The sequence below is a fragment of the Ensifer sp. PDNC004 genome, from assembly GCF_016919405.1.
Lineage (GTDB): Bacteria > Pseudomonadota > Alphaproteobacteria > Rhizobiales > Rhizobiaceae > Ensifer.
Genome location: NZ_CP070353.1, coordinates 2,497,751 through 2,519,193, shown reverse-complemented (window position 1 = coordinate 2,519,193; position 21,443 = coordinate 2,497,751). Strand labels below are relative to the sequence as shown.

The 21,443-nt window shown below is 63.8% G+C and carries 18 protein-coding genes; 13 read left to right on the top strand and 5 right to left on the bottom strand.

Annotated elements, in window-relative coordinates:
* Positions 1 to 35 precede the first annotated feature (35 nt).
* From lptB to lptC, 3 genes are read right to left on the bottom strand one after another with little or no spacing between them, the layout of a single operon-like run.
* Positions 36 to 854 carry an LPS export ABC transporter ATP-binding protein gene (gene lptB / locus JVX98_RS20450; protein WP_192448026.1) on the bottom strand — a complete coding sequence of 273 codons (819 nt, stop codon included), beginning with the start codon at positions 852 to 854 and terminating at the stop codon, positions 36 to 38.
* 12 nt (positions 855 to 866) lie between these two features.
* A complete protein-coding gene (locus JVX98_RS20445; RefSeq protein ID WP_192448025.1) occupies positions 867 to 1,427 on the bottom strand; it encodes an LptA/OstA family protein in 561 nt (186 codons plus the stop codon).
* Positions 1,428 to 1,442: 15 nt separating this feature from the next.
* Positions 1,443 to 2,111, bottom strand: a complete 669-nt coding sequence (lptC, locus tag JVX98_RS20440; RefSeq protein WP_043615620.1) for an LPS export ABC transporter periplasmic protein LptC — start codon at positions 2,109 to 2,111, stop codon at positions 1,443 to 1,445.
* Positions 2,112 to 2,374: 263 nt separating this feature from the next.
* Between lptC and sppA the strand changes: the two genes are divergently transcribed.
* The 4 genes from sppA (at position 2,375) to JVX98_RS20425 (ending at position 4,218) form a co-directional block, all read left to right on the top strand.
* Positions 2,375 to 3,334 carry a signal peptide peptidase SppA gene (sppA, locus tag JVX98_RS20435; protein ID WP_043615623.1) on the top strand — a complete coding sequence of 320 codons (960 nt, stop codon included), beginning with the start codon at positions 2,375 to 2,377 and terminating at the stop codon, positions 3,332 to 3,334.
* Positions 3,331 to 3,453, top strand: coding sequence for a hypothetical protein (locus JVX98_RS32570; protein WP_256442651.1), 123 nt, complete (start codon positions 3,331 to 3,333; stop codon positions 3,451 to 3,453). Before sppA ends, JVX98_RS32570 begins: the two co-directional genes overlap by 4 nt.
* Before the next feature lie 10 nt (positions 3,454 to 3,463).
* On the top strand, positions 3,464 to 3,766 hold the full coding sequence (locus JVX98_RS20430; RefSeq protein ID WP_025425688.1) for an integration host factor subunit beta: 303 nt from the start codon (positions 3,464 to 3,466) through the stop codon (positions 3,764 to 3,766).
* 107 nt (positions 3,767 to 3,873) lie between these two features.
* A complete protein-coding gene (locus JVX98_RS20425; protein ID WP_205237230.1) occupies positions 3,874 to 4,218 on the top strand; it encodes a lipopolysaccharide assembly protein LapA domain-containing protein in 345 nt (114 codons plus the stop codon).
* Positions 4,219 to 4,278: 60 nt separating this feature from the next.
* Here JVX98_RS20425 and JVX98_RS20420 read toward each other — a convergent pair whose 3' ends face one another.
* Positions 4,279 to 4,737, bottom strand: a complete 459-nt coding sequence (locus tag JVX98_RS20420; protein ID WP_043615626.1) for a carbon monoxide dehydrogenase subunit G — start codon at positions 4,735 to 4,737, stop codon at positions 4,279 to 4,281.
* Between the two features lie 310 nt (positions 4,738 to 5,047).
* On the opposite strand from JVX98_RS20420, the gene JVX98_RS20415 reads away from it, so the two are divergent.
* From JVX98_RS20415 to JVX98_RS20395, 5 genes are all read left to right on the top strand, one after another.
* The gene (locus JVX98_RS20415; protein WP_205237229.1) at positions 5,048 to 6,202 is read left to right on the top strand and encodes a class I SAM-dependent rRNA methyltransferase; all 1,155 of its coding nucleotides are present in this window, start codon (positions 5,048 to 5,050) and stop codon (positions 6,200 to 6,202) included.
* A complete protein-coding gene (locus JVX98_RS20410) occupies positions 6,199 to 7,059 on the top strand; it encodes an RNA methyltransferase (RefSeq protein ID WP_192448022.1) in 861 nt (286 codons plus the stop codon). Before JVX98_RS20415 ends, JVX98_RS20410 begins: the two co-directional genes overlap by 4 nt.
* Positions 7,056 to 7,547 (top strand): signal peptidase II, encoded by a 492-nt coding sequence (gene lspA / locus JVX98_RS20405; protein ID WP_043615632.1) that lies wholly within the window; start codon positions 7,056 to 7,058, stop codon positions 7,545 to 7,547. Before JVX98_RS20410 ends, lspA begins: the two co-directional genes overlap by 4 nt.
* Before the next feature lie 55 nt (positions 7,548 to 7,602).
* Positions 7,603 to 9,879, top strand: a complete 2,277-nt coding sequence (locus JVX98_RS20400) for an ATP-binding protein (protein WP_205237228.1) — start codon at positions 7,603 to 7,605, stop codon at positions 9,877 to 9,879.
* Positions 9,880 to 10,000: 121 nt separating this feature from the next.
* Positions 10,001 to 10,891 (top strand): GNAT family N-acetyltransferase, encoded by an 891-nt coding sequence (locus tag JVX98_RS20395; RefSeq protein ID WP_043615637.1) that lies wholly within the window; start codon positions 10,001 to 10,003, stop codon positions 10,889 to 10,891.
* A 349-nt stretch (positions 10,892 to 11,240) separates the two neighbouring features.
* Here the strand turns inward: JVX98_RS20395 and JVX98_RS20390 are convergent, their stop codons facing one another.
* Positions 11,241 to 13,526, bottom strand: coding sequence for an NADP-dependent malic enzyme (locus JVX98_RS20390; protein WP_192448020.1), 2,286 nt, complete (start codon positions 13,524 to 13,526; stop codon positions 11,241 to 11,243).
* Positions 13,527 to 13,629: 103 nt separating this feature from the next.
* On the opposite strand from JVX98_RS20390, the gene mutS reads away from it, so the two are divergent.
* The 4 genes from mutS (at position 13,630) to JVX98_RS20370 (ending at position 21,442) form a co-directional block, all read left to right on the top strand.
* Complete coding sequence (gene mutS, locus JVX98_RS20385; protein ID WP_205237227.1) at positions 13,630 to 16,383, top strand: DNA mismatch repair protein MutS; 2,754 nt, start codon at positions 13,630 to 13,632, stop codon at positions 16,381 to 16,383.
* A gap of 231 nt (positions 16,384 to 16,614) precedes the next feature.
* Entirely contained in the window at positions 16,615 to 19,458 is a 2,844-nt protein-coding gene (locus tag JVX98_RS20380) for a [protein-PII] uridylyltransferase (protein ID WP_205237226.1), read from the top strand.
* On the top strand, positions 19,455 to 21,050 hold the full coding sequence (gene murJ, locus JVX98_RS20375; protein ID WP_205237225.1) for a murein biosynthesis integral membrane protein MurJ: 1,596 nt from the start codon (positions 19,455 to 19,457) through the stop codon (positions 21,048 to 21,050). Before JVX98_RS20380 ends, murJ begins: the two co-directional genes overlap by 4 nt.
* Positions 21,050 to 21,442, top strand: a complete 393-nt coding sequence (locus tag JVX98_RS20370; protein WP_192448016.1) for a VOC family protein — start codon at positions 21,050 to 21,052, stop codon at positions 21,440 to 21,442. Before murJ ends, JVX98_RS20370 begins: the two co-directional genes overlap by 1 nt.
* The last annotated feature ends 1 nt before the right edge of the window (position 21,443 follow it).

The window sequence follows — 21,443 nt, the reverse complement described above, 5'->3', positions numbered from 1 at the left end:
GCGCGATCGCGGGCGGAATCGCCCGCGAGGCGGTCTCAGAGGCTGAAATTGTCGCCGAGATAGAGCCGGCGCACGTCAGGATTGGTGACGATGTCGTTGGCGCGACCATGCGTCAGCACTTCGCCGGCATGGATAATGTAGGCACGGTCGATGAGGCCGAGCGTCTCGCGAACGTTGTGGTCGGTGATCAAAACGCCGATGCCGCGCGATGTCAGGTGCCGGACAAGTGCCTGGATGTCGGCGACCGAGATCGGATCGACGCCGGCAAAGGGCTCGTCGAGCAGCATGAAAGTCGGGTCGGTCGCAAGCGCGCGGGCGATTTCGAGACGGCGGCGTTCGCCACCGGAAAGCGCAATCGCCGGCGACTTGCGCAGATGCGTGATGTTGAACTCGCCGAGCAGGTCGTTGAGCTTGCTCTCGCGTCGCTCCAGGTTCCTGTCGTGGACCTCGAGCACGGCGCGGATGTTCTCCTCGACCGTCAGCCCGCGGAAGATCGACGCTTCCTGCGGCAGGTAGCCGACGCCGAGGCGTGCACGCCGATACATCGGCATGGTCGTCACGTCGTTGCCGTTGATCTCGATCGAGCCCTCGTCGACGGGGACGAGGCCGGTGATCATGTAGAAGCAGGTGGTCTTGCCGGCGCCGTTCGGCCCGAGCAGGCCTACGGCTTCGCCGCGCCGCACCACGAGCGATACGCCGTTGACGACCCGGCGCTCGCGATAGGCCTTGGTCAGCCCACGGGCGATCAGCGTGCCGTCATAGCGCGCCTTGTCGACCGCATGGCCGGAGGCGACCGCAGCGGTCGCCGACGGTTTGCGGACCCGTTTGCGCTTGTGGAGGAAGGGAAGTTGCACGAGCGGTCTACGTCAGTTCGTCTTGCGGGACTTCGGGTCGAGCTGGATCTGCACGCGGCCGCCGCAGGCTTCGAGCTGGGCCTCACCGGTTTCCATCTGGACGTTGAGCTGGCAGCCGACGAAGACGTTCTTTCCTTCCGAGAGGACGACCTTGTCGCCCTTGAGAACGAAGACCTGCTTGGTCATGTCGAACGAGCCGGTGTCGGCCGTCGCCTGCTGGGTCCCGGAGCTCAGGAAAACCTTGTTGCTGACCTCGATGCGGTCGATGTCGGCGTCGCCGCTCGAAACCGAGCCGCCGCCGGACTTGTAGAAGACGACCATGTTGCCCGCCTGCAGCGTCGTCGTGCCCTGCACGACCTTGACGTTGCCGCTGAAGATCGCCTTGCTTTCCGGGTCCTTGATTTCGAGCTTGTCGCTCTCGATCTGGATTGGCTTGTCGTTGGACAGCTCAAGGCCCTTCATCTTGCTCGACGTGGCCTGCGCAAAAGCGCCGGAGGCAATAATCAAAGCGCCGGCTCCGGCAATGGCCAGGCTGGCGGAAATCTTGAAAAATGATGCGGTTGTGACCGACATGGAGTGCACCGGGTCCTATTTCGCGTTTTTGCGGATGGCGGTGGGCTCGACGTTCACCCTCACCATGCCCTCGAAAATTACAATACGTCCCTTATCCGTCATTCGCAGCGTCTGCGCAATGATCGAACCACCCTTCATGCTGATCGCAACGGGCTGCTTCGTTTCCATCTCGCCGGCATTGATATCCAGATAGGCCGACTGGAAGTCGGCGTTGATGCCATTATTGACGGAAATGGTGAACGGGGCGTTCATGTCGAGCGTATTGGCGCCGCGATCGTAGATGCCGTTGGTGGCATCGACGGTTGCCATCATCGAATCCTTCATCGGCATTTCCGCGTGGATCGTCTGCAGCGTGATGATGTCGGGGTTGGCGATATCCTGAAGCGCCCGCTGGGCCTTCATCGAATAGCTGATGCCCTGCTTGTTGCGGCCGGAGATCGCCGGGTTCTTCATGACGATCTTGCCATCCTCGATCGTCGCGGTCTCGATCTGCAGGTCGACGGGCATGAAGGCGCGCACGAAGGAGACGGCGGCAAAAATGACGGCGATGACGCCGGCGATGATCGGCAGGATGATCTTCAGGCGACGCACGCGCGCGGAATGCCGCGCGGCGAGCGCGTAGGCGTCGGCGGAGCTCGCACCCGTATCGGCAAAGATGCCCGGGGCTGGCGCGTGGTTCAACATGAAAAGGCCTGTCGGTTCTACTGCTTTTGTCGCTGACCCGGCGAAGGGGTCATTTACATACATTGGTGTAAGTCGTCGCAAATATGGATATTTTTTGCTGTCGCACAATGGCGCCGCAAAAAAACTCGGGTAAGGCGCAAAAACGCCCGCCGCGGCTTTCAACCGTGACCAAGCGCGTTTATGGAATATGCCTCTTCGCGCGCAGATAGCACGTTCCCGCGGAAACTGACAGAAGCAGCGCCAACAAATCGGGAGAAACCCACATGGACGAACTCGCCATCGCCGATCGCCGCAGCCTGCGCCGGAAGTTGAGCTTCTGGCGCTTTGTGGTGGCGGGCCTGCTTCTCCTCGTCGCGCTCGCCATCTTTGCCTGGTCCGGTGCTGCCGACGATGTCGGCCACAACAGGCAGCACGTGGCGCGTGTCGCGATCACCGGCCTGATCCAGGATGACCGCGAGCTGCTCGAGCGCCTGCAGAAGATTGCCGACAACGACAGCGTCAAGGCGCTGGTCGTGACCATTTCGTCGCCGGGCGGCACCACCTATGGCGGCGAGGTCATCTATAAGGCGATCCGCAAGGTCGCCGCCAAGAAACCGGTCGTTTCCGACGTGCGCACGCTTGCCGCTTCGGCGGGCTACATGATCGCGCTCGGCGGCGATACGATCGTTGCCGGCGAAAGCTCGATCACCGGCTCCATCGGCGTCATTTTCCAGTACCCGCAGGTCAAGGAGCTGATGGACAAGCTCGGCGTCTCCCTGGAATCGATCAAGTCGCGGCCGCTGAAGGCGGAACCTTCGCCCTTCCATCCGGCCAGCGACGAGGCGAAGGCCATGATCCAGTCGATGATCGACGACAGCTACGCCTGGTTCGTCGACCTGGTTGCCGAGCGCCGCAAGTTGTCGCGTCCCGATGCGTTGCTGCTCGCCGACGGACGCATTTTCACCGGTCGCCAGGCGCTGAAGGCCAAGCTCGTCGACAAGCTCGGCGGCGAGGACGAAATTCGCGCCTTCCTCACCGAGAAAAAGGTGTCGAAGGACCTGCCGATCGTCGATTGGGAAGCCCCCCGCAAGACCCTTCCTTTTGGCCTCGGCGCGCTGGTCGGCAACTGGATCAAGATGTTGGGATATGACGCTTTTCCGGCAATGAGCGGGCTCGAAAAAGTTGCAGGCGACAAGTTGTTTCTTGACGGTCTTGTTTCGGTTTGGCAGGTTGATGGCCAATGAGCAAGGCGACATATACCCAGCCTGAGCCGTCGAGCGATGTCGGTGATTTTGCAAATGCCGCGCACCGCCTTGCGGAAATCACAATGCAGACCGAAAAAGCAAAACAAACAAGAATTTGAGGGGGCGACAGTGATCAAGTCAGAACTGGTGCAGATTGTTGCAGCTCGCAATCCGCATCTCTACCACCGCGACGTCGAAAATATCGTCAACGCGGTCCTCGATGAGATCACCGACGCGCTCGCCGCAGGCAACCGGGTCGAACTGCGTGGCTTCGGCGCCTTCTCGGTCAAGAACCGGCCCTCGCGGTCCGGGCGCAACCCTCGAACCGGCGATTCCGTCTTCGTCGAGGAAAAATGGGTGCCGTTCTTCAAGACCGGCAAGGAACTGCGCGAGCGGCTCAACCCGGGCATGAACGGCGACGACGAGGATTGATTATCCTTGGCGGTCTACAGAGACCCCCAGCGACCCCCTGTAAACGAGGCCCGTTGCCGGCAAGTGTCCGGCAAAGAGTGTGGGCGTCGGCGAAATGGAGCGATTGAATGTTCAAGAAACTGATCAACATCGTTGTTCTTGTACCGGTCGCCATCATCCTGATTGTGCTCAGCGTGGCCAACCGCCAGAGCGTGACGCTGGCACTGAACCCCTTCCGGCCGGAAGACAGCGTGCTTTCGGTGAGCGCGCCGTTCTTCGTCTTCCTGTTCCTTGCGGTCATCGTCGGCGTCATTCTCGGTGCCGCCGCGACCTGGTTGAGCCAGGGCAAGTACCGGCGGCGCGCGCGCAACGAGGCCAACGAAGCAGTGAAGTGGCACCGCGAGGCGGAGAAACACCGCAGCCAGGCGGAAAAGCTCGCAACCCAGGCGACGCTGGCAGCGCCGCAGAACTGATCAGACGCTCACAAGCCTGCGAAGGCCGAGACGGGATGCCTGCTCGGCCGCGTCGCGTTTTCAGCTCGCAGCTTCCGCCGGGCCGCCAACGGCGGCGCTAAAATCGGCGAAAAATTGCTGCGCCAGTTTCTTGGCTGTCGAGTCGATCAGACGCGAGCCGAGCTGAGCGAGCTTCCCACCGATCTCCGCCTTGACGTCGTAACGCAGCACCGTTTCCTCCCCGTCCTCGGTCAAGGCGACATCGGCGCCGCCCTTGGCAAAGCCGGCGATGCCGCCCTTGCCTTCGCCCGAGATCGTATAGCTCTCTGGCGGATTGAGGTTGGAGAGCACGACATTGCCGGTGAAGGAGGCCGAGACCGGGCCGATCTTGATCTTCACCACGGCCGCAAGCTCGGTCGGCGACGTCATTTCCAGCGACTGGCATCCGGGGATGCATCGTTTGAGGATCTCCGGGTCGTTGAGGCCGCGCCACACCGCGTCGCGCCCAGCCGCAATCCGTTCTTCGCCGGTCATGTCCATGCGTTTTCCTCCCCCCATGCGACGCCGCGCGCCCGATATCGACGCGCAAATGTCGCTTCGACACACTAGACCTGCCGCGGAATTTTGTCGCGAAGCCGGTTCCGGCCCATGGAAATTCGCAGCGGGTTCTTGCGCCTTGATCTTCGCAAAACGGAAACGGCTTTGCCAAGAGCATCAGCGATGCTATTTGCAGCTTCAAGAGATGCCGCGGCTTCAGGCTGCGGCGACAAACCTCATGGCGTCCGCCGGCTCGTCCCGGATACTGCGCAGGCAGGCGGCCCATGCACCAACAAAGCCCAGGGATTTCAGCGTGAAGGAAAAGGACCGGCGGTCGAAGAATGCCTCCGTGACGACGGCCAAGGGCCGTGGTGCCGAAGCGCGTGGCGGCGGCCGCCACGCAGAGAAGCGTTCGGCGCCGCCAAAGGGCGGCGGCTTCAAGGAGCGGCCGGCGCGACCGGCGGCAGCGCAGGGCGCGGAGACGCGCGAGAAGCAAGCAAAACATGCGCCTGCGCAGGAAACGCCGGCGCGGGTGATCGCGCGGCGAAACGGCGACAAGCCGGCCGAACGCGTGCCGCTCATTCTTGAAACGTCCGACGCTTCCGGCTACCACCTGATCGACAGCGGTGCCGGCGAGAAGCTGGAACAGTACGGTCCCTATCGCATCGTGCGCCCCGAGGCGCAGGCGCTCTGGCCGCGCAACCTGCCCGACAGCGTCTGGGAGAAGGCCGACGCGATCTTCACCGGCGACACTGACGAAGACGGCATGGGCCGTTGGCGCTTTCCCGGCGCCGTGCTCGGCGAAACCTGGCCGATGCAGCTTCTCAATACGGAGTTCCACGGCCGTTTCACCTCGTTCCGCCATGTCGGCGTCTTTCCCGAACAGCTCGCGCACTGGAGCTGGGTGAAGGAGCAGGTCGAGGCGGCCGGACGGCCGCTGAAGGTTCTGAACCTCTTCGGCTACACTGGCGTTGCCTCGCTGATCGCCGCCAGGGCCGGCGCCGAGGTCACCCATGTGGACGCCTCGAAGAAGGCGATCGGCTGGGCGCGCGAGAACCAGCAGCTGGCGCGGGCCGAAAACCTGCCGATCCGCTGGATCTGCGACGATGCGATGAAGTTCATCCAACGCGAGGAGCGACGCGGCAGCCGCTACGACATCATCCTCACCGACCCGCCGAAGTTCGGCCGCGGGCCCAACGGCGAGGTCTGGCAGCTTTTCGACCATCTGGCCGCGATGCTCGACATCTGCCGCGAGATCCTGTCGCCGGAGGCGCGCGGCCTGGTGCTGACGGCCTATTCGATCCGGGCGAGCTTCTACTCGATCCATGAACTGATGCGCGAGACGATGCGCGGCCGCGGCGGCCGGGTGGAGTCGGGCGAACTCATCATCCGCGAGGGCGGGCTTGACGGCCGCGAGCCGGGCAGGGCGCTTTCGACTTCACTCTTCAGCCGCTGGGTACCGCAATGACGAACGACAGAAGCGAGCACGGCACCGGTCGTGTCGGTCAGGTGAAGGAGGTCACGAGCCTCACCAACCCGATCATCAAGGATATTCGCGCGCTGACGCAGAAGAAGCACCGCGATGAGACGCGCTCCTTCATGGCCGAAGGCCTGAAGCTGGTGATCGACGCGCTCGACCTCGGCTGGAAGATCAAGACGCTGATCTATGCGAAGGCCGCCAAGGGCAAGCCGCATGTCGAACAGGTGGCGGCAAAGACCTTCGCCAAGGGCGGGCTGGTGCTGGAAGTCAGCGAAAAGGTGCTGTCGACAATCACCCGGCGCGACAATCCGCAGATGGTCGTCGGCATCTTCGAGCAGCGCTACCAGTCGCTGAAGGACCTGAAGCCGCAGCTCGGCGAAACCTATGTGGCGCTCGATCGCGTCCGTGACCCCGGCAACCTCGGCACCGTCATCCGCACGGCCGATGCCGCCGGTGCCTCCGGCGTCATTCTCGTCGGCGAGACCACCGATCCGTTTTCGCTCGAAACCGTGCGCGCGACGATGGGCTCGGTCTTTGCGATGCCGGTGGCGCGCGCCAGCGTCGAGGATTTCATCCGCTGGCAGAAATCCGCCGGCGTGAAGGTCGTCGCGACCCATCTCGCCGGTGCCGTCGACTATCGCACCATTGACTACAAGTCGAAGCCGGTCGTGCTTTTGATGGGCAACGAGCAGTCGGGTCTGCCGGAGGAGCTCGCCCGCGAGGCCGGTGCGCTTGCCCGCATCCCGCAGGCCGGCCGCGCCGACTCGCTCAACCTGGCGATCGCCACCGGCATCATGCTGTTCGAGGCGCGCCGTCACCTTCTGACCCTGGATGCCCGTGCATGAGCGAGAAGCAGGTGCTGTTTTCGCGGCCGCTGCCGATCGCGGTCTTCATCGTTCTCGCGCTCATCGCCGATCAGGTGATCAAGTATCTGGTCGAGCTTTACCTGCCGTTCAACCAGGCGGTCCATGTGGTGCCAATGCTGGCGCTCTACCGCACCTACAACTACGGCGTCGCCTTCTCGATGCTGTCGGGCATGGAAGGCTGGTTCATCGTCGGCATGCGGCTCACCGTCTGCGCCTTCGTGCTCTGGCTGTGGAAGCGCACGCCGAAGGACCGGTTCTTCGCCCATTTCGGCTACGCGCTGATCATCGCCGGTGCGCTTGGCAACCTCGTCGACCGGGTGATCTTCGGCTACGTCATCGACTACATCCTGTTCTATACGGAGACGTGGTCCTTTGCCGTCTTCAATCTGGCCGATACCTTCATCACCATCGGGGCCGGGGCGATCATCCTTGACGAGCTTCTGCACGCGAAAAAGGCGGATCGGTAAGATTTTATCGAAGCCTTGAAGCCATTCGGAACGCCTGTCGTGTTAGCCGGAACGCATGAGCGAACCGTCACGACTGCTAGAGCGGATCGAAACCGGCTTCGGGAGAGACGCCCGGGCGGGTAGCGCTGCGTCGGTTTCGGCGCTTCCGCTCGATGGGGCGCCGTCCCGTGAGGTGTCGGCGCAGCCGGCTTCCGGTACGCGCTCTGCGCTTAATTACGCATCCCTGGCGCTGCTCGGCCTGGTCGCTTCCGGCCTTATCCTCGTCGTCGGCATGACTGCCGGCTTCCACTTGTTCGCCGCGGCGATTGCCGCGGCCGGCGTGGTCGGTGCGCTTCTGCTCGCCGTTGAAGCCATCCGCGCGTTCGATAGCGTGCCGGTTTCCGATGAGGCGGAGCGAGACAAGGATTGGCGCCGCTCTGAAACCTCGGCGCTGCTTTCGACCATTCACGATGCGCTGGGCGACCTTGCGATCATGCGCGGCATGGACGGAAAGATTGTCCACGCCAATGCCGTCTTCCATCAGATCTGCGGCCGGTCGGATGTCCGGGGCATGGCCTGCGGCGCCCTTGGCCTGAGCTTCGAGCCGAAGGCCGCGCCCAATCATTACCTCGTGCGCATCGCCGCGGCCGAAGGCATCCGCCTTTTCGATTGGCATGACGTGATCGCCCGCGATCCGGCGAGCGGCAAGCTCATGCGCCACAGCATTGCGCGCGATGTCACCGAGGAAGCGCGGGCGGCGCGCGAGCGTGAGGCGGCGCGCCGGCGGGCCGAGGAGGCGAGCCAAGCCAAATCGCGGCTGCTCGCCACCGTCAGCCACGAAATTCGCACGCCGCTTTCGGGCATTCTCGGCATGAGCCATCTGCTCGGCCAGACACGTTTGTCGAGCGAACAGCAGAACTATCTCGCCGGAATGCAGCAATCCGGCCACGCGCTGGTCCAGCTCGTCGAAGACCTTATCGACTTCTCGTCGCTTTCGGCCGGTCGCTTCCAGTTTCGCCCGAGCCGCCAGGATCCGCGTGGCGTGATCGAGAGCGTCGTGGAAATGCTCTCCAACCGCGCCCACGAGAAGGGCATCGAGATCGGCGCCACCGTTTCCGTCGACGTCCCCGCGCTGATGGCTTTCGATGCCGCGCGTCTGCGGCAGGTGCTTTTCAACGTCATCGGCAACGCGGTCAAATTTACGGAAGTCGGCGGCGTCTTCGTCAGCGCCGACACGATCGAAGACTGCGTGCGGATCCGCATCGACGATACGGGTCCGGGCATGTCGCCCGAAGATCTGAAGCGCATCTTCGAGGAGTTCGAGCAGGCCGGCAATGACGAACAGCGCGCCAAGGGCACCGGTCTCGGCCTCGCCATATCCAGGCGCATCATGCAGGCCTGCGGCGGCAGCCTCACGGCTGCGAGCGCGCCCGGCCGCGGCAGCCGCTTCGAAATCCGCATGCCGCTTGCAGAGGTCGAGGCGATCGCGCCGGAGCGCCGCTCCACTCTTGCCGGATCGCATGTGCTGGTCATGGCCCCAGATGGCCCGGCCTCGGCGGCGCTGGCCGCAACCATCGCGACGCTTGGCGGGCGCTGCCACCGCGCAACGACGCTTGCCGCAGCCCAGCATGTTCTCGCCGACGTGCAGGCAGGCGGCGCGGCGCTCACCGACGTGATCGTCGATCACCGACACGCACAGCAGTACGAGCAGCTTCTGGCGCTGCAGCCGGCCATCGGGCGGCTGGAGGTTCGCCGCACCTATCTGATCAATCCGGAGGAGCGCAACAGTCATCCCGTCAACCAGATGGATGGCTACGAGGCTTGGCTGATCCGGCCCTTGCGCGAAAAGTCGCTGGTCGAAGTGCTGCTCGGCCGCCTGAAGGGCATCGAAAAGCGCGACGCGATCAACGACAACAGGCCGGTCCTGCGCGAGGAGCCGGTCGTCGAACCCGACCGTCGGCCGGGACACGGCATCCTGTTGGCCGAGGACGACCCGATAAATGCACTGATCATCCGCACCCTGCTGCAGCGCTCGGGACATGCGGTTCAACTGGTCAGCGATTTCGCGGGGGTCGCCGAGACGCTACGGGCGCCCGCCGGAAACACATCGCCGGAGCTTCTCGTCACCGACCTCAACATGCCGGGTGGCGACGGGCTTTCCATGATGCGGCAGATACGCGCGGACGAGGCGTCGCGCGCGCTGGCGCGGCTGCCGGTGATCGTTCTGACGTCGGATATCCGCGAGGATATGCGCGACCGCCTGCTTGCTGCCGGTGCCGATGTCGTGCTCGCCAAGCCCGTGGAACCACAGGTGCTGACCGCCGAGATCGCGCGTCTGCTGCGCAAACGGTAACTCTTGCGGTGGTTACGGTATTGATCGGACAGCGGGGGTTGTACGCAATGTTCATGTCACTATGTTGTTGCAGAAACGTGGTCTAAGCCCCCGCAGACAGATTTGATTCGGGATTACGCGGATGGCCATCGAGCTACTGGATTCGGCGAACGTGGTTGACACTTCTCAGGCTTGCATCGGCAAGAAAGCCGCCGCTCCGGCGTCCGACGTTCTCGGCAGGATCGCCAATCTCGAGACGCGGCTTGCCCGCACGGCGTCGGAAATCGATGCCGCTCAGGCCGTGCGTTACAAGGTTTTCGTCGAGGAGATGAAGGCGCAGGTCGGCCCAGAGGCAGATCGGCGCAAGCGCGACGTCGACAGCTGGGACGCGATCTGCGACCATCTTTTGGTTCTCGATACCTCGATCGAAGGCGACGCCGAGGATCAGATCGTCGGAACATACCGGTTGCTGCGCCAGGATGTGGCTGAGCGCTCGGGCGGCTTCTACTCGTCTTCCGAATTCGCGATCGATGCGCTTCTCGCCCGTCATCCGACCAAGCGCTTCATGGAGCTCGGCCGTTCCTGCGTCCTGCCGGACTACCGGACCAAGCGCACAGTCGAACTCCTGTGGCAGGGCAACTGGGCCTATGCGCTCAAATACGGCATGGACGCGATGTTCGGCTGCGGTTCGTTCCCCGGTGTCGTTCCGGCCGAACATGCGCTGGCGCTATCCTTCCTGCACCACAATATCCGCGCCCGCGACGACTGGGCCGTCAGCGCACGGCCCGAGCTGCACCGGACGATGGATCTGATGCCGGCCGAGGCGATCAATGCCAAGAAGGCGCTTGCCGCTCTGCCGCCCTTGATCAAGGGCTATATGCGGCTCGGCGCCATGGTCGGCGACGGAGCGGTGGTCGATCATGCGTTCCGCACCACCGACGTTCTGATCGTTTTGCCGATCAGCAACATCTCGGGCCGCTACCTCAACTACTACGGCGCGGATGCCGGACGTTTCGGTGGCGCCGCCTCCTGACCGGGTCCCGGTGGGGTTAACCAATTATTAATGATGGGTTTGACTTTCAGGGTCGAAAGAGAGACATGTATTGTCATGTTCTTCTCTAGTTTCATGACGAACGAATAGAGAAAATAAATGGAGAAACTGCCGATCTTCCGGGGATCGACAGGCATAGGGTTCCCAAGACTCCGTCTTTCATTACCTTAAACATAAATGCATTACATGTTATTAAGCCCGCCTCCTTTTCGGAAGGCGGGCTTTTCTTCTTTATAGTTGTTTCGAATTGCTACCAATCGGGGTCGCGCGTTGATCCGAATGGAGACGGCTGCACTGAAATGGAGCAGCCGCCGGACCGGCAATACCGGTCCTACATGCCGGCGTTATAGGCCGCGATCGCCGCCATATTGACGATGTCGGAATCCTTGGCCGACATCGAGACGATCTGGATCGACTTGTCGAAGCCGACGAGCAGGGGGCCAATCACCGTCGAGCCGCCGAGTTCCTGCAGCATCTTGGTCGAGATCGATGCCGAGTGGAACGCCGGCATGACGAGCACGTTGGCCGTGCCCGAAAGTCGGCAGAACGGGTATTGCTCCATGACCCGGGCATTGAGCGCGACGTCGGCGGCCATTTCGCCGTCATACTCGAAATCGACGCGACGCTTGTCGAGGATGTTGACCGCCTCGCGCACCCGCTCGGAACGCTCGCCCTGGGGATGGCCGAAGGTGGAATAGGCAAGCATCGCCACGCGCGGCACGTAGCCGAGACGCTTGGCGAGGCCGGCCGCTTCCTCGGCGATATCGGCAAGCTCCTCCGAAGAGGGCATGTCGTGAACCGCCGTGTCGGCGACGAGCACCGTACGGCCGCGGCAGAGCGCGATCGAGACGCCGATGACGCGGTGGCCGGGCTTCGGGTCGATGCAGCGGCGCACGTCTTCGAGCGCCGTCGAATAGTTGCGGGTGAGACCCGTCACCATGCCGTCGGCGTCACCGAGCGCCACCATGCAGGCGGCGAAGTGGTTGCGGTCGTTGTTGATCAGACGCTGGGCGTCGCGGAAGAGGAAACCCTTCCGCTGCAGGCGGGCATAGAGATAGTCCGTATAGGCGCCGACACGCTTGGAAAGCCGCGCATTGACGATCTGGATGCCGGGGCGGTCGAGGTCGATGCCTTCACGCTCCGCCGTCTCGCGCATGCGCTCTTCGCGCCCGAGCAGGATGGCGGTGCCAAGCTGCTGGTTGGCATAGGCGATGGCCGAGCGCATGACCTGCACTTCCTCGCCTTCGGCAAAGACGATGCGTTTCGGCTGGCGCCGGACGCGCTCGTAGATGCGCTGCAGCGTCGAGGCGATCGGGTCGCGGCGGGCGGAAAGCTGGCGGCCATAGGCTTCGAGGTCGGTGATCGGCTTGCGGGCGACGCCGCTTTCCATCGCTGCCTTGGCGACCGCCATCGGGATCGCCGAGATCAGCCGCGGGTCGAAGGGGACCGGGATGATGTATTGCGGGCCGAAGCGCGGGCGGTTGCCCTGGTAGGCGGCGGCGACGTCGTCGGGAACGTCTTCCTTGGCAAGGCTGGCGAGCGCCTCGGCAGCGGCGATCTTCATCTCGTCGTTGATGGTCGTTGCGCGCACGTCCAGCGCACCGCGGAAAATGTAGGGGAAGCCGAGCACGTTGTTGACCTGGTTCGGATAGTCCGAACGACCGGTCGCGACGATCGCGTCGTCGCGGATGCGGGCGACTTCCTCAGGCGTGATTTCCGGATCCGGGTTGGCCATGGCGAAGATGATCGGCCGCGGCGCCATCGAGCGCACCATGTCCTCCGAAAGCGCGCCCTTGGCCGACAGACCGAAGACCACGTCGGCGCCGTCCATCGCTTCGGCCAGCGTGCGGCGGTCGGTCTTGACCGCATGGGCCGACTTCCACTGGTTCATGCCCTCGGTGCGGCCTTGGAAGATCACGCCCTTGGTATCACACAGGATCACGTTTTCCGGATTGAAGCCCATCGACTTGATGAGCTCGATGCAGGCGATGGCTGCGGCACCTGCGCCGTTGCAGACGAGCTTCGTCGTCTTGAAGTCGCGGCCGGTCAGCGCCAGCGCGTTGATGAGGCCGGCCGCGGCGATGATCGCTGTGCCGTGCTGGTCGTCGTGGAACACCGGGATGTCCATCACCTCGCGCAGCTTCTGCTCGATGATGAAACAGTCCGGCGCCTTGATGTCTTCAAGATTGATGCCGCCGAAGGAGGGCCCGAGGAAACGCACGCAGTTGATGAACTCGTCGACGTTTTCGGTATCGACTTCAAGGTCGATGGAATCGACGTCGGCAAAGCGCTTGAACAGCACGGCCTTGCCTTCCATGACCGGCTTGGAGGCAAGCGCGCCGAGATTGCCGAGGCCAAGGATGGCCGTGCCGTTCGAGATCACGGCCACCATGTTGCCGCGGGTCGTATAGTCATAGGCGGTGTTGGGATCCTCGGCGATCGCCTTCACGGGGACTGCAACGCCCGGTGAATAGGCGAGCGACAGGTCGCGCTGGGTGGCCATCGCCTTGGTGGGGGAAATCTCCAGCTTTCCGGGGCGACCCTGCGAGTGAAAATCAAGCGCTTCCTGCGCGGTGACGCTCGTCATGGTGCGATCGGTCTTGTCGGTGGCCGGCATGTTTCCTCTATCCTCCTGTGGGCGAGCCTTGCGGCGCGCCTCTTTATGGTTGTCGTCTATATTTGCTTGGCGATAGTGTGCCATCTCTTTTTTCGGAACAATCATGAATTTCGTGACAGACTATTCGACCCGCGCGGGGGAGGTTTTATCCGCAGCCGAATTGGCGAGCGAGGAAAGCCGTTCCACCGCGACGCCGATGATGGAACAATTCATCGAGATCAAGGCGAACAACCCGGACTCGCTGCTGTTCTATCGCATGGGCGACTTCTACGAGCTGTTCTTCCAGGACGCGGTCGAAGCCTCGCGCGCGCTCGGCATCACGCTGACCAAGCGTGGCCAGCATATGGGGCAGGAGATCCCGATGTGCGGCGTGCCGGTGCATGCGGCCGATGATTACCTGCAGAAGCTGATCGGCCTCGGCTTCCGCGTCGCCGTCTGCGAGCAGGTGGAAGACCCGGCGGAAGCCAAGAAGCGCGGAGCCAAGTCAGTGGTGCGCCGCGACGTGGTGCGCCTGGTCACGCCGGGTACGATCACCGAAGAGAAACTGCTTTCGCCGTCCGAGACCAACTATCTGATGGCGCTGGCGCGGATCAAGAGCGGCTCGGAGCCGGCCTACGCGCTTGCCTGGATCGACATCTCCACCGGCATCTTCCGCCTCGCCGAAACCGCCGAGAGCCGGCTGCTTGCCGATATCCTGCGCATCGAGCCGCGCGAACTGATCCTGGCCGATACGGTCTTTCACGACCCGGAACTAAGGCCCGTCTTCGACGTGCTCGGCCGCGTGGCCGTGCCGCAGCCGGCGGTGCTGTTCGACAGCGCGACGGCGGAAGGCCGCATCAGCCGCTACTTCGGCGTCAAGACGCTCGATGGCTTTGGCACGTTTTCCCGCGCCGAACTCGCAGCGGCGTCTGCTGCCATTTCCTATGTCGAAAAGACCCAGCTTGCCGAGCGGCCGGCGCTCGGTACGCCCGAGCGCGAAAGTGCCGCCTCGACGCTCTTCATCGACCCGGCGACCCGCGGCAATCTGGAACTGGTAAAGACGCTGTCCGGCGCACGCGAAGGCACCCTCTTGAAGGCGCTCGACCGCACCGTGACAAGCGGCGGCGCCCGGCTTCTGGCCGAGCGGCTGATGTCGCCGCTGACCGACCCGGACCGTATCAATGAGCGTCTCGACTCGATCGAGATCCTTGCGGATCAGCCGTCCTTTGCCGGCGACCTGCGCGATGCGCTGCGTCGCGCGCCGGATATGCCGCGTGCCCTGTCGCGGCTGGCGCTCGGCCGTGGTGGCCCGCGCGATCTCGGCGCCATCCGGGCCGGCCTGCATGCCTCCGCGTCGATTGCGCGGATGATGGCGGCCGGCACGCTGTCTGATGAGCTGAAAGGTGCGCGCGCTTCGATCGAGGCGCTGCCTGCCGGTCTGCTCGGCCTGCTCGATGCGACGCTTGGCGACGAGCTGCCGCTTCTGAAGCGCGACGGCGGTTTCGTGTGCGAAGGCGCCAATGCCGAGCTCGACGAGGTCCGGGGCCTGCGCGATCAGTCTCGCCGGGTGATCGCCGGGCTGCAGCTGCAATATTCCGAAGAGACCGGCATCAAGTCGCTGAAGATCAAGCACAACAACGTTCTCGGCTACTTCATCGAGGTGACGGCGGGCAATGCCGGTTCGATGACAGACACGGATGCCGGCCGTGCCCGTTTCATCCATCGACAGACGATGGCGAACGCGATGCGCTTCACCACGACGGAACTGGCCGAGCTTGAAAGCAAGATCGCCAACGCCGCTGACCGCGCGCTGTCGATCGAGCTTGAAGCCTTTGACCGGATGACGGCAGAGGTCGTCGCTGCTGCCGAGACGCTGAAGGCGGCGGCACTGGCGCTTGCGACCGTCGACGTCTCCGTCGGTCTTGCGGTTCTCGCCGAGGAACAGGCCTATGCCCGCCCCACAGTCGATCGCTCGCGCATGTTTGCGATCGACGGCGGCCGCCATCCGGTGGTCGAGCAGGCGCTGAAGCGCCAGGCGTCGAATGCCTTTGTCGCCAATGGCTGCGATCTCTCCCCGCCCGAAGGCGAGGAGGGCGGCGCGATCTGGCTGCTCACCGGTCCCAACATGGGCGGTAAGTCGACCTTCCTGCGCCAGAACGCGTTGATCGCGATCATGGCGCAGATGGGCACCTTCGTGCCTGCCGCGAGCGCCCATATCGGCATCGTCGACCGGCTCTTCTCCCGCGTCGGCGCCTCCGACGATCTGGCGCGCGGCCGCTCGACCTTCATGGTCGAGATGGTCGAGACGGCCGCGATCCTCAACCAGGCAACCGACCGCTCGCTGGTCATCCTCGACGAGATCGGCCGCGGCACCGCCACCTTCGACGGCCTGTCGATCGCCTGGGCGGCGGTCGAGCACCTGCATGAGGCGAACCGCTGCCGCGGTCTCTTCGCCACCCACTTCCATGAGTTGACCGTGCTTTCGGAAAAGCTCGGCCGTCTCTCGAACGCGACGATGCGCGTCAAGGAATGGCACGGCGACGTGATCTTCCTGCACGAGGTCGGTCCGGGTGCTGCCGATCGCTCCTACGGCATTCAGGTCGCCCGTCTCGCCGGTCTGCCGGCCTCGGTCGTGGCGCGCGCCAAGGACGTACTCGCCAAGCTCGAGGATGCGGACCGCAAGAACCCGGCGAGCCAGCTGATCGACGATCTGCCGCTGTTCCAGGTGGCGATCCGCCGCGAAGAGGTGAAGCCCGCCGGAAATTCCAAGGTCGACGAGGCGCTGAAGGCGCTGAACCCCGACGACATGACGCCGCGCGAGGCGCTCGATGCGCTCTATGCGCTGAAGAAGGAATTGAGCGCGACCAAGGCGGGGTGAGGAACGTGCGTGCGGTTTCCCGCCCGCATTCCAACAACCCTTGGCCTATGCGCTGCGCCTTTTTCCTGTGCAAGCCGTCGGTAAAAAGGCTATACAGCGCCGCGCGCCTTTGCCGGCGCGGCGCTTGATTGCTGTTTGGTCTTTATTCGGCCTCGGTCGCAAGGATCATGCAGGAGCGCTTGACAGCGAACGACCACGCAACCAGTCGGACAGGGCGCCCCTCGGCACTTCATGGGCAGACAAGACATTTCCTTTCCCGAAATTCTCGACGTCGCAGCGCTCCGGGCGAAATGCGACTTCATCGCCTCGGCCCATGCCGAACAGCGCGACCCGATGCGTCAGGCGCTGCTCGCGGCCTTCAAGCAGGCAAACGTCGCTGGCCGGGCAAAGGCCCGTGAACTGTTCAATGCCGACGGTGCCGGCATTCTCTGCGCCGAGCGTATTTCCTGGCTGCAGGATCGGCTGATCATGGTCCTGCATGATTTCGTGCTGAACGAGATCTTCGATGCCGCCAATGCACCGCCGGCGTCGCGGATCGCCGTGACGGCGGTCGGCGGCTATGGCCGCGGCACGCTGGCGCCCGGTTCCGACATCGACCTTCTGTTCCTGCTGCCGGTGAAAAAGGCCGTCTGGGCCGAGCCGGCGATCGAGTTCATGCTCTATATTCTCTGGGATCTGGGCTTCAAGGTCGGCCACGCCACCCGCACCATCGATGAGTGCATCCGGTTGTCACGCGCCGACATGACGATCCGCACGGCCATCCTCGAGACACGCTACATCTGCGGCTCGCAGACGCTCTGCGCCGAACTGGAAACCCGCTTCGACCACGAGATCGTCCGCAACACCGGCCCGGATTTCATCGCCGCCAAGCTGGCCGAGCGCGACGAGCGTCACCGCAAGGCCGGCGACACGCGCTATCTCGTCGAGCCGAACGTCAAGGAAGGCAAGGGCGGGCTCCGCGACCTGCACACGCTGTTCTGGATCGCCAAGTACTTCTACCGGCTGAAGGACACTGCCGACCTCGTCAAGCTCGGCGTCTTGTCGCGGCAGGAGTACCAACTCTTCCAGAAAGCCGAGGACTTCCTCTGGGCGGTGCGCTGCCACATGCATTTCCTCACCGGCAAATCCGAGGAGCGGCTTTCCTTCGATATCCAGCGTGAGATCGCCGAGGCGCTCGGTTACCATGACCACCCTGGCCTGTCCGCCGTCGAACGCTTCATGAAGCACTTCTTCCTGGTGGCCAAGGACGTCGGCGATCTCACCCGCATCTTCTGCGCAGCGCTCGAAGACCAGCAGGCCAAGGACGCGCCCGGCATTTCCGGCATCATCGGCCGCTTCACCCATCGCAGCCGCAAGATCGCCGGTACGCTCGATTTCGTCGACGACGGCGGTCGCATCGCGCTTGCAAGCCCCGATGTCTTCAAGCGCGATCCGGTCAATCTGCTGCGCTTCTTCCACATCGCCGATATCAACGGGCTCGAATTCCATCCGGCGGCACTGCGCCAGGTCACGCGGTCGCTGAGCCTGATCAAGCCGGCGCTGCGCGAAAACGAGGAGGCGAACCGCCTCTTCCTGTCGATCCTCACGTCCCGCCGCAAGCCGGAGCTGATCCTGCGGCGCATGAACGAAGCCGGTGTGCTCGGCCGCTTCATTCCGGATTTCGGCAAGATCGTCTCGATGATGCAGTTCAACATGTATCATCACTATACGGTCGACGAGCATCTGCTGCGCACCGTCGACGTGCTGTCGCGCATCGAAGGCGGCATCGAGGAGGAGGCCCATCCGCTCGTCGCCAAGCTGATGCCGGGGATCGAGGACCGCGAGGCGCTCTATGTCGCCGTGCTGCTGCACGACATCGCCAAAGGCCGGCCCGAGGATCACTCGACCGCTGGCGCCAAGGTGGCGCGCAAGCTCTGCCCGCGCTTCGGGCTGTCGCCGAAGCAGACGGAACTGGTCGCCTGGCTGATCGAGGAGCATCTGCTGATGTCGATGGTCGCCCAGACGCGCGACCTCAACGACCGCAAGACGATCGTCGATTTCGCCGAGCGAGTGCAGTCGCTCGACCGGCTGAAGATGCTGCTCGTCCTGACCGTCTGCGATATCCGCGCCGTCGGCCCGGGTGTCTGGAACGGCTGGAAGGGCCAGCTCCTGCGCACGCTCTATTACGAGACCGAGCTGTTGCTGTCGGGCGGCTTCTCGGAACTGTCGCGCAAGGAACGTGCGGCCCATGCCGCGATCATGCTCGGCGAGGCCCTGACGGATTGGTCCGAAAAGGAGCGCGACGACTATGTGCGCCTGCACTACCAGCCCTATCTCCTGACGGTGGCGCTGGAAGACCAGATCCGGCATGCGCGCTTCATCCGCGAGGCGGATGCCGCCGGCAAGGCTCTCGCGACCATGGTGCGCACCCACCAGTTCCACGCGATCACCGAAATCACCGTGCTTTCGCCGGACCATCCGCGGCTTCTGACTGTCATTGCCGGGGCCTGTGCGGCCGCCGGCGCCAACATCGTCGACGCGCAGATCTTCACGACCTCGGACGGACGCGCGCTCGACACCATCCTCGTCAACCGCGAGTTCGCCGTCGACGAGGACGAGATGCGCCGGGCTGCCAGCATCGGCAAGCTGATCGAGGACGTGCTTTCGGGCCGCAAGCGCCTGCCGGAGGTGATTGCCAGCCGCACCAAGGTTAAGAAGCGCACCAAGGCGTTTACCGTCACGCCGGAAGTGACGATCAGCAACACGCTGTCGAACAAGTTCACGGTGATCGAGGTCGAAGGCCTCGACCGTCCGGGCCTCCTGTCCGAGATCACCGCGGTGCTGTCCGATCTTTCGCTCGACATCGCCTCGGCGCACATCACCACCTTCGGCGAGAAGGTGATCGACACCTTCTACGTCACCGACCTTGTCGGCCAGAAGGTGACGAGTGAAAACCGACAGATGAACATTGCCGCACGCCTCAAGGCCGTCATGGCCGGGGAGGGGGACGAAGCGCGCGACCGCATGCCCTCGGGCATCATCGCGCCGCCCCCGGGCGTTTCCTCCGCTCACAGAACGACAAAAGCCGAAACATGAGTCTGGTCAAGAAATTTGCAACCGTCGGCGGCGCGACGCTCGGAAGCCGCCTGTTCGGCTTCATCCGCGAAACCTTCATGGCGGCAGCGCTTGGCACCGGCCCCGTTGCCGACGCCTTCAACACCGCCTTCCGCCTGCCCAACACCTTCCGGCGCCTCTTTGCCGAAGGCGCCTTCAATTCCGCCTTCGTGCCGCTCTTTGCCCGGGAGATCGAGGCGAACGGCATGGACGGCGCCCGGCGCTTCTCCGAGGAGGTCTTCGGCGTCCTCTTCACCGTGCTCCTGTTCCTGACGATCGCGATGGAATTGACGATGCCCTTCATCGTCAGCAACCTGATTGCGCCCGGCTTTGCCGACGACCCGGAAAAGCTAGGCAGCACCATCGTCTTTGCGGCGATCATGTTCCCCTATCTCGCCTGCATGTCGCTGGCGGCGATGATGGCGGGCATGCTGAATTCGCTACACCGCTATTTCGCAGCGGCGATCGCACCGGTCTTCCTCAATTTCATCCTCATCGGTGTGCTCGGCTATGCCTGGTATGCGGGTCAGGATCCGATCGCGGTCGGCTACGGACTTTCCTGGGGCGTCATGGCCGCCGGTCTCGTTCAGCTTGCGATCGTCTGGATCGCCGTGCGCGACGCCGGTATCAAGATCGGCCTTCGCCGCCCGAAGATGACCGCCAATGTCCGGCGTCTTTTGGTGCTGGCGCTTCCGGCGGCGATCACCGGCGGCATCACCCAGATCAACCTCCTGATCAACACCAACATCGCCTCGGCGCAGGAAGGTGCGGTGTCATCGCTCGTCTATGCCGACCGCATCTATCAGCTTCCGCTCGGTGTCGTCGGCATTGCCGTCGCAACCGTGCTTCTGCCGGAACTTGCCCGGGCGCTGCGTTCGGGCAACGTCAACGAGGCCTCGAACCTGCAGAACCGCTCGGTCGAGTTCACGCTGTTCCTGACACTGCCAGCCGCGGCCGCCTTGCTCGTCATGTCCGAGCCGATCGTCCGGTTGCTGTTCGAGCGCGGCAAGTTCTCGGCCGATTCGACCGTCATCGTCGGTCATATTCTGGCGATCTACGGTCTCGGCCTGCCGGCTTTCGTGCTGATCAAAGCCTTCATTCCCGGCTTCTTCGCGCGTGAAGATACGCGCACGCCGATGATTTTCGCTGCGATTTCCGTCGTCGTGAACGTGTCCCTGGCGCTCACCCTGTTCCCACGGCTTGGCGCCAGCGGCATCGCCACCGCCGAGATCGTTGCCGGCTGGGTCAATGCCGTGCTGCTGTTCGCAACGCTTGTCTGGCGCGGCCATTGGGGCAGGGACATCCCGCTTCTGACCCGTATCCCGCGTCTCGTCCTCGCCGCGGCGGGCATGGCGGCGGCGCTGTATTATGCTGTCGACTGGTTCGCCTTCGAGCTGTCCTCGGCAGCCTCGCTCTTCACGCGGGCAACGACGCTGACGGGTCTCGTCGCGGTCGCCATGGTGATCTACTTTGCGCTTGCCTTCGGGCTCGGTGGCGCGAGCCTCGGGATGATCCGCCGCAACATCAAGCGCGGGGCGAAAGCGCCCGCCGCAGCACCTGAGGCGAGCGACTGATGCGCCAGACCATTGCACGCATTGCCCTGGTCGTGCCGGATTACGATGCCGGCATCGCCTTCTATTGCGGTAAGCTCGGTTTCGATCTCGTCGAAGACACCGTCCTCGATGCGACCAAACGCTGGGTCGTCGTTCGTCCCAAGGGTGCGGTCGAGACGGCTTTGCTGCTCGCCAAGGCGGACGGCGAGCGCCAGCAGGCGGCGATCGGCAACCAGACCGGCGGCCGGGTCGGCTTCTTCCTGTTCACCGACGATTTTTCCCGCGACCATGCGGCGATGCTGGCCGCAGGCGTCGTCTTTCTCGAAGCGCCGCGCCACGAGCCCTATGGCACTGTGGCGGTCTTCAGCGACCCGTTCGGCAACCATTGGGATCTGCTGCAGCCGGCGGCATGAG

What these genes read in the sequence shown, in the direction of transcription:
- JVX98_RS20445 (WP_192448025.1), bottom strand. Translation starts at nt 1,427, where the DNA reads ATGTCGGTCACAACCGCATCATTTTTCAAGATTTCCGCCAGCCTGGCC.
- lptC (WP_043615620.1), bottom strand. Translation starts at nt 2,111, where the DNA reads ATGTTGAACCACGCGCCAGCCCCGGGCATCTTTGCCGATACGGGTGCG.
- sppA (WP_043615623.1), top strand. Translation starts at nt 2,375, where the DNA reads ATGGACGAACTCGCCATCGCCGATCGCCGCAGCCTGCGCCGGAAGTTG.
- JVX98_RS32570 (WP_256442651.1), top strand. Translation starts at nt 3,331, where the DNA reads ATGAGCAAGGCGACATATACCCAGCCTGAGCCGTCGAGCGATGTCGGT.
- JVX98_RS20425 (WP_205237230.1), top strand. Translation starts at nt 3,874, where the DNA reads ATGTTCAAGAAACTGATCAACATCGTTGTTCTTGTACCGGTCGCCATC.
- JVX98_RS20420 (WP_043615626.1), bottom strand. Translation starts at nt 4,737, where the DNA reads ATGGACATGACCGGCGAAGAACGGATTGCGGCTGGGCGCGACGCGGTG.
- JVX98_RS20410 (WP_192448022.1), top strand. Translation starts at nt 6,199, where the DNA reads ATGACGAACGACAGAAGCGAGCACGGCACCGGTCGTGTCGGTCAGGTG.
- lspA (WP_043615632.1), top strand. Translation starts at nt 7,056, where the DNA reads ATGAGCGAGAAGCAGGTGCTGTTTTCGCGGCCGCTGCCGATCGCGGTC.
- JVX98_RS20400 (WP_205237228.1), top strand. Translation starts at nt 7,603, where the DNA reads ATGAGCGAACCGTCACGACTGCTAGAGCGGATCGAAACCGGCTTCGGG.
- JVX98_RS20395 (WP_043615637.1), top strand. Translation starts at nt 10,001, where the DNA reads ATGGCCATCGAGCTACTGGATTCGGCGAACGTGGTTGACACTTCTCAG.
- JVX98_RS20390 (WP_192448020.1), bottom strand. Translation starts at nt 13,526, where the DNA reads ATGCCGGCCACCGACAAGACCGATCGCACCATGACGAGCGTCACCGCG.
- mutS (WP_205237227.1), top strand. Translation starts at nt 13,630, where the DNA reads ATGAATTTCGTGACAGACTATTCGACCCGCGCGGGGGAGGTTTTATCC.
- JVX98_RS20380 (WP_205237226.1), top strand. Translation starts at nt 16,615, where the DNA reads ATGGGCAGACAAGACATTTCCTTTCCCGAAATTCTCGACGTCGCAGCG.
- murJ (WP_205237225.1), top strand. Translation starts at nt 19,455, where the DNA reads ATGAGTCTGGTCAAGAAATTTGCAACCGTCGGCGGCGCGACGCTCGGA.
- JVX98_RS20370 (WP_192448016.1), top strand. Translation starts at nt 21,050, where the DNA reads ATGCGCCAGACCATTGCACGCATTGCCCTGGTCGTGCCGGATTACGAT.